Below are 15047 nucleotides of genomic sequence, written 5' to 3'. Positions count from 1 at the left end.
TAATTTAGCAGTTAATTAATTAGTTGAACAAGTTGGTAATAATAAGGTTTTACTTGCAGCCTACCACCTTGATTATAAGTCCAAATGCAATTTATTGGCGAATGCGCAATACTTTTGTATTTAATAAAGGGATTATCAAAGTAGTGACGTTTGGTTGCTATTAAAATAACCAGTTTTCCAGCCAACGATTGGTTAGTAGACCAATAATAATACATAAGACTAGTACCGCCAAAAATATGGCGTCCTTCAACTGGATAACTTTTGCTGATAAGTTTTTTATCCACTAACTTTTGTTGATAATAAATCAGCTCACTATTTAAATTATATAAATCTAGGGAAACTAAAAGTGGAGTTAAATGATTAGTGTTTTCTACACTTTGAGCAATTTGATAAATTTGTAATGTTAGATTGCGCCAAGATATAAATTTCTTAAATAGTTTTTGATTAAAGAATTGAAAGTTTCCTGACAGAACAACAAACATAGTGCTAGCATAAAATATCAGTAATATAATAGCAGTAGAAAACCAGGCTTTATACTGTTTTGCATTTATAGCTTCATACATATTTTTAGCTAACCAAGGGTTTAACGCTAATAAGCTTGGGCCAATCCAATTGAATTTTACCTCATGAGTTAAACTAAAAAAACCAAAAAACAATAAAGGTATTAAGGTAAATATCTGCAGAAAATATTGCTCTTTTTTTAGCTTAAAATTAGTATTTTTACATAAACTATATAACCCCCTTAATCCTATTGGCGTTAAGAAAAAGAATAGCAGTCCCAGGTACTCATGTAAGGAGAAAGAAAAATTACTTTTAAATCGTCTAGTACTTTGAAAGGTAAATGAAATCCAGTTATGGGTAGCATTCCAATAGATTACTGGTATAAAAAGGCTTAATGAGATAACTAAACAATAGTAGGGCTCTTTGCGGAAAAACCAATAATAAAGAGAGGGAGAGGTAAGTATATAAATTAAAATGGCAGGTGCTAATAATACAATAGTATATTTTGATAGCATACCTAGCCCTATCCAAATACCTGCTAGGTACCAACTTTTAGCTTCATTTAATATAAGGCTGCGAAATAAATAATAAATCGCTGCGGCCCAGCAAGCGAGCAAAGGCTGGTCAGGAGTCATAACTAATGATTGTAAGAAAAAAAATGGCAATACAGCTAACAACATTACCGCATATATACCAGAACCTAATTTAATTAAATTAGCAAGTTTAAAATTAAAAAATGCTGTTAGTGACCAACAAAGAATAGAGCTTAAACGTACAAAAAATTCATCAGAGCTAAATATAAATGTTGATAATTTAATAAGAATAGCAACCATTGGTGGATGATCGAGGTAACCAAAATCAAGGTGCTTAGCATAATTCCAATAATAGGCTTCCTCAGCAAGTAATTCATTAGCGCCCATAAATATAAGCCGTAAAAATAAGGAGACACCAATAATATAAAAGGAATAAAGTGAAAGCCTATTGATTGAGGCTGCCTTTTGAATAGTCACTGAAGATGAATATTGTGAATGCAATCTAGTTTTATTCAGCATATTAAATTAATAATTTAACTCTTACTTAAAATAGCGAAATTAACACAAAGCAATTTTACTTTAAAATTAAAATTAGCTATTAACAATTAATAAGGAACTAGATCATAAATCAAATTAAGCTAAAAAGACTTACTTTAAACAAGGATTTTATAGTGGCTAATCTCATTCTAAGTATTTTTCTGTTTTTGGTAACTACTCTAACTTTTGCGACAGAGATAAATAATTTACGTGTATTGAAAAAGGGCCAGACGGTATATATACGTAATCCTTTTTCTAAAGATGAAGATCTTGTCATAACTTTAAAAAAAGGATTAAACAATCAAATTGATTTCTCAAGTGTATTGCTCATTCCTCATTCAAACGGTATGACTGAAGTTGAACTCAAAAATGGTTTACTTATTCATATGAACCTTGATAGTAGTACACCCTGGCGGATAAATAATAATGTTATTGGTGGTAATCATGGTGTAGGTGTAATAGAAATAACCTCAAAAATGCACGGGTTAAATACAACTGCTATTGGCAGTGAATGGTTTGATTTAACAGGAAAACGGTTTTATCTTATTAAAATTTTAGACACGGACAGATTATGGTTTTTACCTGATAATACTGATATCCCGCCTATATGGCATTTTTCTTTACAGCTAACTGGAGAAAGCTTAGTAAGAAAATCTAATAAAAAAACGGTCACTTTAAAAATTGAAGCCCTGGAGATAGCTCAATTGCGTCCATCATTACGCACTATTAAGCAAGAATATCTCATCGACGGCAAAACGCCTTTAGTAGATAATCAGCCTATAAGGTGTAGCTTTCTTAAAATTATTGATGAAAATGAAATTGTTAATCCTGGAGCAGTATTAATAGATGTTCTTAAACATCCTGGTAGTGAACGAAATTTTATTGCAGATGACTTAGATGCGGTAATACATAATAAAATTAAATATAAATTTTATCCTAATGGTGCGATGGTTGCTAATTACCATGCTACAGCTCTTCAGTCGTTCAATCTTAATTTCATGGGGTTTATTCAATCAGCTAAATTATTTCAAGAAAATTCTGATAAACTCGAATATTACATTCCAAAAACACTTCCTTTTAAGATAGATGGCCGACATTATGATTTTAAATCAATACAAGATCTTTCTCATGGGATACATAACAATATTTTTTTTGGGCTAGAGTGGAGAAATATTGCGAAGGCAAATAACTTACCTGACCGTTTTTTACAATTCCTAAGTAAGATAGAAAATGAAAAGCTTATGCGAAAAGTAGGCTTTGTGATTGGCTATTCAGCAATAAAAGGTATAACTAAGCCTGAGAAAAGAAATAAATTTGCAAAAATTGCTTATCGTATTTCACCTTTTTTAAAAAATTATCCTGGCGCTCTAAACCCCTCTAGATTAGAAAATAAAATTCCTGCTGGCAGTAAATTTCATTGCTTTGCTTATCAACAGTATTTTGATCTTACTCAACAAAAAGAGGCCACGTCTATCTACTGGCATCGGGAAGGTAATAGTTATATTGTTTATGCAGATTACCATCATGCTATAAAACAGACAAAACTTGAATTCCCGGCGTTTATGGTAGGAAAAAAAATTAATTTAGTTGAAAAGACAGATTCGGTTGAAATTAATCTTGAACCTTATTTAACAAAAAATAATATAGATTTAACTATTAATGGTAATTACGGTTATATTGTACTTCGTATTCAATAATGGTCGTTTATACTATCTGAAATAGTTAATCCACTATCTACTCCAACATGAGCTACTGGTTCCTGATTTTTGATTGGCTTGATCAAGTGTTAGGGTAGCGCAAGCTGTGTCTTTAGCTTGTGTGCTGATAGCTGTAGCAGTTAATGTATAGGTTGAGGCTGAAAGATTAGATAGGGTAATGCTGTAAAATCCTTGCGCAGAGTTATGTGGATAGGCAGGTAAATTACCACAAGTACCATTATAAGAAAAATTTTGTGCATAACAACGCTCTAAAATAGTTTGGTCTTGAGTTAATGCTGACCAAGCATCAGCACGCCTTGCCCGAAGTAGATAATTTTGATAACTAGGTAGTGCAATAGTAACTAAGATGCCAATAATTACTATAACTATTAATATTTCTACCAAAGTAAATGCTTTGTGCTTCATTCTACTTATGTCCTTATTGTAACTGCCACCAGGAGGTTGTTCTTGGTGCATTATTAGGATTAATGACTGATATCTGTTTACCCGATTGATGGGTAAATAACTTGATTATTGTATTGTTTTTAGTCAAGCCAGGCAAAATAGTAGGCGCACTAACTAAACCTGATTGTAATACAAAGCCCACTGGATAAATACCACCATAATTATCTTCCGAATTACTGATAACACCATTATTATTAAGATCTAATTGCGCACTAGAGAAAGCGCCACCGGTAGAATACTTTAGTTCTAGTAGAGTTGAAGTAAATGTATTAGAACAAGTACTTGCTGGAGGGGTTAGTAAAGTCATAATAAGTGCCCCATTTAATAATTGTGGATTATAAATTAGGCGTTGGCCTGCTATGGGCAAATCAACATACCAACCAACATTTGTCCCTCCGAAGTTAACCGTATTTGAGGTTGCAGTTAAAATATCTTGAGAAAGCCCTGAGGTGGCCGCAGAAACAATGTTAAGAGTTTGGGCAGTTAAATTGGCGCGATTGAGGTTTGTATTATTTGTCGTCGGGTTATCCCATATCCCATAAATAGTTTGTACCTGCTGATTAGTTAAATCGGCTGAAGTTAATAACGCACCGGTACCAAACATAATAAATAAACCTTGTTGGCGCGGATAATTTGGCTGTAGAGTAATTATAGGTTGCGTAGTAATAGGTTGTACATTTTTTGCTGAATCAGTAGCTTGAAATAGCCTTCTTATAGACCACTGAGCTACATTATTAATACCACTGCTTACGTCAACTACCCATAAGTTACCTTGTAAATCACCAGCATAAACACGACTAATGGCTTGGCCTTGAATGCCATCTAGGGTTGCAACCGCAACCGTTGATAAACCTTGTGGTAAATTGGCATTACAAGCATTTGGTACCGCTGCACATAGATCAAGTTTTGCTAAAACAGCACCGGTTTGTGGATTTAAAGCGTATAAAATTGCTTTGTTGTTGGGGCTATTATAGCCATTACCAAAAAACACAGCGAAGGTTTGTAGTGTTGTCGTGCTAGGGTTAACAGGGGCTATTTGTGGATCGCTATAACTTAATCCCATATCGCCATCAGTAAATTCCCATAAAACGTCGGAGGCTAGAACAGCTTCACTAGAAATTGCAGCCGGATTGGTAACATCAAGCGCAAAGATGCTATTTCCTCCAGCATGCTCGCCACTAACAACTAAAGTATGCCAACTTCCATCACTAAATTGTACATCGCCTGATTGAGGCGAACCGTCAACAAAAAATAAATGGCTTTGGTTATAAGTCGTTGCAGTCAAATTAGCTAAATTTTTAATTACCGCATTAGGAACAAATGCAAAGCGTTCAACGCCTGTTGTTGCATCAAAAGCATGCAACATACCATCATTAGCACCTACATAAACCATCGCTAGACGATTTGTCTGACTCGTTATAAAACTCTGATAAGACGTATTGTAGAGATAAGGCTTATTCGGTGTGCCTACATAAAGTACTTGACTATCAACTATATCACCAAGGATATGCGAGCGATTACGAAAAGTGCCGCCATTTCTAACTTCTAAACTAGTATCACCACGTAAATATTGCAGTCTATTTTGTCCTAAGGTATCTGATGGCTGTAGTAAAGTTTGTTGCGTAGGATTTAAATTTGTCCATTCAAAGGGAGCTCCAGCACCTACATTACTATTTAAAGTCGGATTCCATGTGGCAATAATACGGTTTGGTGCTTGCCAGCCGGTCCCTTGAACTTTAGTATCAAGTAAGGATTGAGCTGACCACAGCTGCGTAGATAGTGGTTGGCTGGTGGTCGTATCTAAATTAACAGCAATGAGTTGACCTGTCCAATCTTGGTAAGGTATATCACTTGAGGTAAAACTCGCTTGATAAGCAACCGTACCATTTTGTACCGAACTAGCGCTTACTGCAGCAGCGCCTAATGAGAATGTACCATTTTGCACCACGATTAAAATATTGTTTAACTCATTAACTAAACTAGCAGGACTAGTGGCAGGATAATAATTAGTTGTACCACCAGCAATAGCCATCGCTGTTAGTGTATTGGCCGCTTGTGCATTAAAAGTTGGATCAACACCTGCGCCTAAACCAATAATAAATGTTTTAATGCCAGCGTTAGAAAGGTTAGTGATAGCATTAATTGTATCAATAACAGCTTGATTATTTGTGCTTTTTAAAGAGCCATTAGCATTAAAGGTAGCTGTTACACCATAGCCTGTAGCTGCAGCACTACCTAGCGGTGGCCAAATCTTACCACTTAAGTCTAACGTGGGTAAGCCATCAGAAATTAAGATAACATATTTTTTTGGTGGACAAGTTGAACCGGTAGATGTTAAGCCTGATAAGTAAGACAGCGCTCGTGTTAGTAAACCTGCAGTTGGTGATTGCCCAGCACTTGCTTTAATTTCAGTGGTGGATGTTTGATTAGTTTCTGGTTTTAAATAATTAATAAAGGTATTTAATGCATTATTAACAGCAGTAGTGCTCGGATTATTACCTAGATTTGTCATAGGCACAAGAATAGAGCCTGTCGTAGCAGACTGACTTGCGCCATAGCCGAAACCTCTCTCTGCATACATCACTTGCGGTGTAAAAGGGACAAATCCTGCATTAGTTGGGCTTGAACTAAAAGCGCCAAAGCTAGGTGAAGTATTTTTATAAGTTAATTGTACACTGCCACTGTTATAATTGGCTAAGCTGAAACTAGGTGGATAAGGTGTACTTGGAGTTGGCCCATTGTAGGATACAAAAACAGCCGGTATGGATGTGCCTGCGTATAAAACGTCGTTAATCGTTGAGTCATCACTAGAAGCACTAATTTGCATATATTGACTATTAGACAAGACAGAAGAGCCACCATACAAAGAAGCAATTTGTGAGCAATTTGAGTTAACCGTTGTGCTATTTGACGAAAGGTATCCATAGCAAGGGTTGGTCACATACCTATTACTGGCGTTAGGAGTATTCGTAAATGCAAAATTTCCTGCTTGCGGTGACATATAATAAACCCATGTAATATAGAGTTTAAGGCTGCTTGTGGTATATGTCTCTAAGCCAAAATCGGTGGTTGGCAAAAAATTTTGTACAATGGCTTGAATGCCTGCTTTAGCAACATTTAATCTACTTGGCCCATTATCGTATAAAACCCCACTTTTATTAACGGTATAGGGCGCTAAATTACTTGCATTAGCAGCTTGTACGGGGGGCGTAAAGCCGCTTGGTACAACATAGTTTATTGGTGAACTAGAGTTATTTAATAGGCTTAAGGTGGTACCTAGACTGCCTGAGCCTGTTAAAATAGCACCACTTAGTATGCCATCCATTGACTCTGAATTGCCCAGGGCAATAAGCACCTCTGGTCTTGCGGTAACGTTAGACAATACTAAAGGCACTTGCGAAATACTTAGAGTTGGTGCAGCAAAGCTGATAGGGCTAATTACTAATAAGATAATATAAAATTTTATTAATTTCTTATAGCTGATTTTTCTAATTTTCATTTTAAATTTTCTACTGTGAGATTTGTATAATTGTCTGTAAAATAATAGGTTGGGTTCCACTTGCACCTACAGCACGTGCTGTAATACGATAAATCTGGGTCGGTCTGGCCATGTTTTGCCCAGGCATCGTTACTGAAGGTAGTTGTTCAATAAAATAAGTTGCATTAGTATTTGAATTTCCTTGGTAACTTTGAATAGCTGTTGGCCAGGTGGTCATAGTCCAAGGAGGAGATGTATTAGGGTTAAAAAGATATAAACCGTTTTGGTTAGCTGCAAAGCTAGTAGGCGAATAAGTTCCTGTTAATAGTTTATTAATACCATCATTTAATGCTCCTTCAGCTGTGCTAAAAGCAATTAAAGCATCATAAGCATTAGTTGCAATTCTAGTTTGGATACTATTAAAGGATGCAGCGCGAATCGCTAATATACTTAATAAAAATAATAAGATTAGGGTAACAATTAAGGCAGAGCCTTGTTTTAACGACATTAAGCTATTTACTTTAATCATATGGTAGCATTTCTCATATAAATCATAATCTCAAAAGTATGGCGTAGACGATTATCAGCAGGAATCGTCACGGTCTGGCCTAATAACGTAAACTGAGTAGGGTTTCCATTAGTACTGCCGGAAGCTACTTGACCTGATAAAATAAAACCTAATCGTACTGCATAGACTTTATCCCAGTTAACAACATTATTGGCTGAAACATACTGCTGAATGACGCCATTATCTCCTACTCCATATGAAACTTTTAAAGTGTCAACATTAGGAATTAGCGATTGAATTGTCCAGGTAGTCCCATTAAATGTGCCCATCTTAAGTGCACTTTGATTGCCTTCGCCAAGACCTACAAAAAAAGCAGTTTGCTGCACCGGTAAAAATTGTGAACCTACGGGATAGCTTACGTTGAAACTAGCAGAAGCATTTCCACCGCTAGCTGCATGGCTAATTTGATTACCTGAAACGCCAGTAATGGCAAATAATGTTGCTTTGGCACAATCGGAAATAACACCAAGTTGACCAGCAGTGATACCAGAACTAGTTTGAACAGTAAAAGAAGCACTACCATTTGTAATGGCTGTTACACCAACAGGTTGCTTGTTTAATACGCCTCCTAGTAAAACAATAACATCACTTCCAGATTTTACATTCCCTACAAGACCTGAATCTAAACTAGGTGACCAGTGATTAGCAGCGCTATCGTTTGCAGCATTAATTGGTGAGATCGCAGGGGTTGCTGTATAACCTGTAATGATACGCGGGGTAGTATTAAGCACACTTAAAGGCGGCGAGCTTATTGGATTAAGGGCTGAATAAGTACGCATGAAAGTAGCGCAGCCTGCAAAACCGGCGCTACGAATATAAGGAGTAATAATTTCTGCAATAGCGTTTTCTGCATTTTGCATAGTTGCTTGCGCAACGCCTACTTTATAAAATTGAGTTTGGGCTAAGTAGACACTTAAAACAATAGTAATGATCAATAGACCAATAGCTATTGATATTAAGAATTCTACTAATGTTACACCACGATATTTTTGGGTCATAATAAAGTACGAATTATTAATTGGACTAAGTTAGGATTGACACTAGAAGCTTGCGTGGCTGCACCTAAATTTCTTTGAGCTACGCTGTCATCCCATTGAACGGTAATGGTCGCTACGGTATTGTTGCCTGACGTAGTTACATTAATTGCTCCTGTGCCCTTAGGTAACGTGCTGACATCTTTCGCTAACCAATACCAACTATCATAAGTTGCTAATTGTTTTGTATTACAAGAGGTCGAGCTGCAGTCAACACTTGGTGTAGTCACGCTAGAGGACGTGCTTGTCAAATTAGATACACTATAACTGCCATTAACAGCTTCTTGTCGATTAGCTCGCATGCGATCAATAATATTATAGCCTGATTGAATAGCCTGCTGCCTAAGATAACTAGAATTATTAGATTTGTGCGCCATTAAAAATAAAGCACCAATACCCAGCATACCAAATGCTAGAATAACCAATGTAATAAGTATCTCTAGTATGCTATAGCCTTTTATCAGTTTAAACTTAAAATAGACTGACGAATTACTAAGCATTATGGACACACCAATTGACTATTATCCCAAACAGCTTGTCCTGGTGTAGCGCCTATCTGAATAAAACCTGTTAGTAAAACTACAACTGAACCAGCATACCTTGCTCCTCGCGTGTCACAAACTTTAAAGTTAGCTTGTGAAGAGGCAAGTCCTTGAGCATTAAAAAGAATAGTTTGAATGTTAGAAGATAAGGTAGGGCTGTTTGGTGTTGTACGATGACTTTGTAAAAGAGTAGGAGAGCCAGTGGTAGGCTGAGTAATGACTATCCAGCCAGCACTCCAATTACTACCACAACTGGTGGAGTTAGGGGCACTATAGGGACAAATTGTAACATTTGCATTTTGGCTTAAAGCCGTTAAACGAGTAAAATTTAATGCATTATAAATACCATCAAGCATAGCATTGCGGCGCGCATTTAAAACAAGCGTCTGTAATCCAGGCACTGCGAAAACTAAAATTATTGCGGCTAAAGCAAGTGTTATTAGTAACTCAGTAAGTGAAAAGCCTTTATTTAATGAGGCTGATAAATAAAAATTATGCAATTAGCTATCCTCCTGACAGCCAGAGTTTATAACCTTGATAGATTAAGAAATTAACAATATTACTCTATTAAATTTTGTTTCAGGTTGCAAATAAGTGTAATTACTTTAAGTATAGGGCAGAAACTATAGTTACATTGTTGCGATTTAAACTTTAATTTTTATCTTACTATAATTTAGTTAATTAAATAAATTGATTTATAAATATAATAACATTGAGAAAATATGGATAATAGCAGAAAAATTCCGAGGCGAATTGTTACCGGCTATCGAAATGGCATTGCCACTATTATAGAAGATAAGCAAGTAGAGCATGTTGTAAATCATGAAGCTGGATTTATTATTTCCGATCCTTGGGCAACTGATTCAATGCCTGTTGAATCCGTTCAATGCGCAGAAATATATGATGAGCTGATGCCTAAATTAAATAAAAACGGCACTTTACTCCGGTATGTTTATATTCCACCTGATTCTATAACTAAAAAATACTTTCCAGATGTAGAAGGTCAGCCTCATCCTTTAATGCATAAAACTCAAACACTTGATTATATAATTATATTATCAGGTGAATTATATCTTATTATGGAAGATACAGAAACTTTACTAAGGCCGGGCGACATTGTGATCCAATGTGGCACTAATCATGCTTGGAGTAATCGAACCGAGCGCCCTTGTATTCAATTAGCTGTTGTACTTGATGCAAGTCCAGGTTTTGAGTATAAATCATAATTTAACTGTTAAAGGTTTATTAATTAAAATAAATTTCTTACTTTATCATTTTTCTCATATTATCTATTGATATAAAAAATTTTAGTCTTCTATTTTATATTGGTCAGGATGATGAAAAAAGTAAATTATAATAATCGAAGACAGCATTAATAATCCCATTAATAGAAAAGCGGTATGAAAACTGCCGCTTAATTGCACAGCGGCGCCAGTTATTGTCGGTGCTAAAAAGCCTGCAATCGCAAATGTAGAATTCATAATTCCTAATGATGTACCGGCTCGCCTATCTGATACATCCATATTAACAGCATAGAAAGGTGTATTGTTGCTTAAGTTAAATGCGACTGCTAATGCAATAGCTAATAAGATAATGATTAGGTTGTGAGAAATTAAAATAAAAAGTAGACAGATGAGCGTCAATGTTTGGCCTATTAAAATCAAATAAGTCCTGGCATATCTTAAAGACTTCGTTTTGTTATAGATAAAATCAGAAATATAGCCGCCTAACCATAAGAATGTAGCCGCTAAAATCCAAGGAAGAATAGAAAAAAAGCCAACTATTTTGATACTTAGCTGATAATTACTGGTTAAAAAATCTGGCAACCATGTTAGAAAAAAGAACATAGAATAGCCATAAACAAAAAATCCCCAAGCATTACTTACCAACGTTTGATTCCGCCAAAAATAATATCTATCTTGTTTAGCTAAATTTGTAGATGCAGACTGATTAATAGTGTTTGATTTATCTGGAAAAAATAAATAACAAAATGGCCACCATAGAAATATAAAAGTGGCAAGTATGAAAAACATATAACGCCAGCCTAAATAAGTAAGTAATAAGGTAATAACTGGTGCGCCTATAGCTAATGAAAGGGGCACTGCAACTAATGAATTAGCTAGGGCCTTACAGCGCAATTTTAATGGAATCCAATCACTAACAGTTCGGGCAACGGCCGGAAAATTCGGTCCTTCTCCAAGACCAAGACCAAATCGTGCTATATAAAGAGAAACAAAACCTACGGCTAATCCTGTTAAGCCAATTGAGAAGGTCCATATTAAAGTAGATATTAGTAAAATTCTTTTTGGACCGTATTTATCTACTAATAAGCCACCTAGAAAAGTTGTAATTAAATAACCAATACCGAAACTACCTAATATTAAACCTATAGAATAATTGCTAATGGCTAATGATTTAATGATATCTGGCACAGCATAAGACATAGCTGCTCGGTCAATGTAGCTAATAAAATTTAGGGCAAATAGAAGTATAATCATTTTCCAAGCTTGGCTAGATTGCGCCATATCACATACATCCATGTCTAATAAATAAGTTATTTTAAAACATACTTGAAAAACTAGGTTTGAGCAATTTAGACTTACTATTTATTGAATTTTTTCTTATTATAAAAAAGTTATAATTTCGATTTAATAAGAATTTATTAGAAGTAAAAATTAAAGTATAACTACAAATTTTATTTCCTAAATTTATAGAGTAAAAAAGTAGTCATAATTTTGTTTCAATATTTGGAAAGGATACCGATGAGACGTTTGACTTTGCTCTTTGTAATTTGTCTATTTTTAGTTGCTTGTGAATCTATTGCTTTATTGTCTACTCCAAAAAAACAAGCACTAGATTCCAAAAATAATTTAGCCCAAGTAGCAGAGCAATTTTTTTGGAAGACATTACATCAAGGTAATTATAAAAATATTGATGCATCAATTAGACTATTAATGATCGCTTATTTAAAAAATCCATACGATCCTAAACTGGCTGCGCATTTAGGATTTATGCATTTATGGAAGATTACAGAACGCAGTGTAAAACCTAATCCTCGCATGCCTGATGAGATAATTTTGGCAAGAAAATATTTTGAAGACGCTGTAATGTTAGCGCCAAATAATGCTATCTACTTAGGCTTTTTAGGCGACGCTCAATTAGTTGAAGGTAAAATTTTTGCAGATAAACGTGAACAGGTAAAAGGGTACTATCAACTTAAGCGAGCTATCTCAAGCTGGCCACAGTTTAATTATTTTACTGCTGGGTATCCTATGAGTACATTATCGTCTCATTCTACTCTCTTTAAGGAGACATTAGAATGGCAATGGAATACCCTTGATCTGTGTGCAGGTCAAAAGGTAAACCGGCAAAATCCTGATTTTAGTCCGTTTATGTCTAAAGAAATAAAAACGGGTCCTTATCGAGCCTGTTGGAATTCATGGATAGCACCATTTAACTTTGAGGGCTTTTTTCTTAATATGGGAGATATGTTGGTTAAAGCCGGGCAATGGCAAACTGCAATTCGTATATATCAAAATGCGAAACTAACTAATAACTATAAAAGCTGGCCTTATCGTAAATTTTTAGAAGAGCGTATTGTAAATGCGCAAGTAAATACTAAAGTTTTCCAAAAAGATAATTACGGAAAACAGGCAATTTTATTTAACTCTGGTTATGGTTGTCAGGTGTGCCATAAGCAAGCTGCTAGTTAATAATAAATAATTTTGCACGAGCATTACGATGTACTTGCTCAGTTTTAAAGCAAACTAAATTTATTTACATTAAACTAAAGTAACTAGTTAAGGCCTTATTCCAGTACTTGTTCCCCCTATACCTGAAATATAGCCAGACTGTAGATTTCTTAACGCGCAAAAATCATTCGTATTAAATAAATAATAAAATCCTACACCAACTTCTATTAATAAAAAAAGCAAAGTTAAAATAGCAATTAAGGAAAACCAAAGCTGTTTTGATTTCTTGGCTCTTTCGGCTATTTTATCAGATAAAATCTGATTATCAGAAGTAAGTCGCTGACTTAATATTTTTGCTAAAGAGAGGGTTAAAGCAAAAAATAAATGCTCAAAGGGCTTTGACTTTAATAAAGCAATTGATAAACCTAGTAGTTTAACAGAGGTTTCTGATTTAACTGTCAATGAACAAGGTTGATCCTTAATTAAACGTAGTTCACCTAAACATTCGCCGGAATTTAAAGTCGTAATTAAATATTTTTTTGTTCCTCTACTAGTGTTTTTATAAAGGCTTACTTCGCCTGAAATAATTAAATATATTTTATCACTATACTCTCCCTCTACAAAAATAGCTTGGTCTTTAGGAATAACAGTTACCTCAGAAACATTAATTAACTCGTTAAAATCATTTTCATTCAAAGCCTGTAATAATGGACTATTTCTTAGTAGAGAGTATTCTTGTTCAGTTAACTCATCCATAATAATTCCAGTATTTTTACTATTTTTTTAATTATAGGTTAAATTATAAAAACTAAATTCTAATAACTAATATTTCCTTTGCTTTATCTACTAATAGTTAATTTAAGACATGAAAGATAATTTTTAGGCAAATTTAAACTATTATTTCCAATAGTCATATAGAGTACCTTGAATACCAAAAATTGGATCAGTTGTAGGTAGCCCAACCTGACTAACTGCTTCGCAAGCTTTAAGATATTCCTCTGCATTACCATAATTCATATCATATTCAATATCGAAAGGGTAGGCGCCAATACAGCGAAAATTCTTACTCATTTTTAAACTCTTATGAGCAACACCAGCTGGTATAATAATAACATCTCCTGGAATGACAGTATAAATTTGGCCTTGATCGCCGCCAAATTGAACTTGGCAATCGCCAGAAAGAATGATCAAAACTTCGTGTGTATTGCTATGATAATGATGAAAATCATAAATACTATCTACCCAAGCGTGTGTCCATTTATTCTGCTTTAACCAATCTTGTAAGGTTGGTGCTGATTCTTCATCAGGTAGCAAAACAGCTTGTTTATAAATTAACAGGGGATAGCGTGAATTTCCTGGCAGGTAATCTCGCGAGGGAATTCTTTCTTGTATAACTTCTATAGGTTTTTGTATAGTCATATTACTGCCTTATTATTTAAATAAAATTAAGTTGGCGATAAAGGTAAGTTATAACTTAAGCTAAATATTATATAAATAGTATTAACAATACTTATAGTAATAAGCATTATATATGACAGCATTAATTAATTTCAGCTAAACTTATAAACACATACCGCTATAGTTATGATAATGAGGGAGTAAATAAGATGAGTATTCAGCTAAATCATACTATTGTTCAAGCTAAAGACGCTAAACAGTCTGCTGAATTTTTAGCTGAATTATTAGGGCTTGCAGCCCCTGTCTCTTTTGGTCCTTTTATGGTTGTTAAAACAGATAATGAAATTAGTTTAGACTTTAGAACAACAACCAATCAAATTGAATCTCGACATTTTGCTTTTTTAGTTAGTGAGTCGGAATTTGATAAAATTTTTGCACGTATTAAACAAAGGCAATTAAGCTACTGGGCCGATCCAGGTCGAACTAAACCCCAGCAAATTAATCACAATGATGGAGGGCGCGGTTGTTATTTTTTAGATCCAAGTGGCCATTTTCTTGAAATTCTAACTCAGCCTTATGGCGGTGCGAGTTAACAATTAGTA

14 protein-coding genes are annotated in these 15047 nt (G+C 34.7%); 4 read left to right on the top strand and 10 right to left on the bottom strand.

Going from position 1 to position 15047, the window contains the following annotated elements:
• Positions 1–11: 11 nt before the first annotated feature.
• Positions 12–1553 carry a glycosyltransferase family 39 protein gene (locus ACNVED_RS15550; protein ID WP_419421283.1) on the bottom strand — a complete coding sequence of 514 codons (1542 nt, stop codon included), beginning with the start codon at positions 1551–1553 and terminating at the stop codon, positions 12–14.
• A 152-nt stretch (positions 1554–1705) separates the two neighbouring features.
• Between ACNVED_RS15550 and ACNVED_RS15545 the strand changes: the two genes are divergently transcribed.
• Complete coding sequence (locus ACNVED_RS15545; protein WP_419421282.1) at positions 1706–3268, top strand: hypothetical protein; 1563 nt, start codon at positions 1706–1708, stop codon at positions 3266–3268.
• Between the two features lie 33 nt (positions 3269–3301).
• On the opposite strand, the gene ACNVED_RS15540 is transcribed toward ACNVED_RS15545, so the two are convergent.
• From ACNVED_RS15540 to ACNVED_RS15515, 6 genes are read right to left on the bottom strand one after another with little or no spacing between them, the layout of a single operon-like run.
• Positions 3302–3694: a type IV pilin protein gene (locus ACNVED_RS15540; protein WP_419421281.1), complete on the bottom strand. Its 393-nt coding sequence runs from the start codon at positions 3692–3694 to the stop codon at positions 3302–3304.
• Between the two features lie 13 nt (positions 3695–3707).
• Positions 3708–7232: a pilus assembly protein gene (locus ACNVED_RS15535; RefSeq protein WP_419421280.1), complete on the bottom strand. Its 3525-nt coding sequence runs from the start codon at positions 7230–7232 to the stop codon at positions 3708–3710.
• A 10-nt stretch (positions 7233–7242) separates the two neighbouring features.
• Positions 7243–7740, bottom strand: coding sequence for a pilus assembly PilX family protein (locus ACNVED_RS15530; protein WP_419421279.1), 498 nt, complete (start codon positions 7738–7740; stop codon positions 7243–7245).
• A complete protein-coding gene (locus tag ACNVED_RS15525) occupies positions 7737–8777 on the bottom strand; it encodes a PilW family protein (RefSeq protein WP_419421278.1) in 1041 nt (346 codons plus the stop codon). The genes ACNVED_RS15530 and ACNVED_RS15525 overlap by 4 nt, the downstream gene beginning before the upstream one ends.
• Positions 8774–9313, bottom strand: coding sequence for a type IV pilus modification protein PilV (gene pilV / locus ACNVED_RS15520; RefSeq protein ID WP_419421277.1), 540 nt, complete (start codon positions 9311–9313; stop codon positions 8774–8776). The genes ACNVED_RS15525 and pilV overlap by 4 nt, the downstream gene beginning before the upstream one ends.
• Positions 9313–9855, bottom strand: coding sequence for a GspH/FimT family pseudopilin (locus ACNVED_RS15515; RefSeq protein WP_419421276.1), 543 nt, complete (start codon positions 9853–9855; stop codon positions 9313–9315). Before ACNVED_RS15515 ends, pilV begins: the two co-directional genes overlap by 1 nt.
• Positions 9856–10077: 222 nt before the next feature.
• Between ACNVED_RS15515 and ACNVED_RS15510 the strand changes: the two genes are divergently transcribed.
• Entirely contained in the window at positions 10078–10581 is a 504-nt protein-coding gene (locus ACNVED_RS15510; RefSeq protein ID WP_419421275.1) for a cupin domain-containing protein, read from the top strand.
• An 81-nt stretch (positions 10582–10662) separates the two neighbouring features.
• Here the strand turns inward: ACNVED_RS15510 and ACNVED_RS15505 are convergent, their stop codons facing one another.
• Positions 10663–11880: an MFS transporter gene (locus ACNVED_RS15505; RefSeq protein WP_419421274.1), complete on the bottom strand. Its 1218-nt coding sequence runs from the start codon at positions 11878–11880 to the stop codon at positions 10663–10665.
• A gap of 237 nt (positions 11881–12117) precedes the next feature.
• Between ACNVED_RS15505 and ACNVED_RS15500 the strand changes: the two genes are divergently transcribed.
• Positions 12118–13068 carry a hypothetical protein gene (locus ACNVED_RS15500; RefSeq protein ID WP_419421273.1) on the top strand — a complete coding sequence of 317 codons (951 nt, stop codon included), beginning with the start codon at positions 12118–12120 and terminating at the stop codon, positions 13066–13068.
• 87 nt (positions 13069–13155) lie between these two features.
• On the opposite strand, the gene ACNVED_RS15495 is transcribed toward ACNVED_RS15500, so the two are convergent.
• Together ACNVED_RS15495 and ACNVED_RS15490 are read right to left on the bottom strand one after the other, a co-directional pair.
• Positions 13156–13803 carry a cyclic nucleotide-binding domain-containing protein gene (locus tag ACNVED_RS15495; RefSeq protein WP_419421272.1) on the bottom strand — a complete coding sequence of 216 codons (648 nt, stop codon included), beginning with the start codon at positions 13801–13803 and terminating at the stop codon, positions 13156–13158.
• 141 nt (positions 13804–13944) lie between these two features.
• Positions 13945–14466, bottom strand: a complete 522-nt coding sequence (locus tag ACNVED_RS15490) for a cupin domain-containing protein (RefSeq protein ID WP_419421271.1) — start codon at positions 14464–14466, stop codon at positions 13945–13947.
• Between the two features lie 188 nt (positions 14467–14654).
• On the opposite strand from ACNVED_RS15490, the gene ACNVED_RS15485 reads away from it, so the two are divergent.
• Positions 14655–15038 (top strand): VOC family protein, encoded by a 384-nt coding sequence (locus ACNVED_RS15485; protein ID WP_419421270.1) that lies wholly within the window; start codon positions 14655–14657, stop codon positions 15036–15038.
• Positions 15039–15047 lie beyond the last annotated feature (9 nt).

The organism is Legionella sp. D16C41, from assembly GCF_048541585.1.
GTDB lineage: Bacteria > Pseudomonadota > Gammaproteobacteria > Legionellales > Legionellaceae > Legionella_C.
The sequence above is the reverse complement of the archived record's forward strand: the minus strand, read 5'-3'. Positions and strand labels throughout refer to the sequence as shown.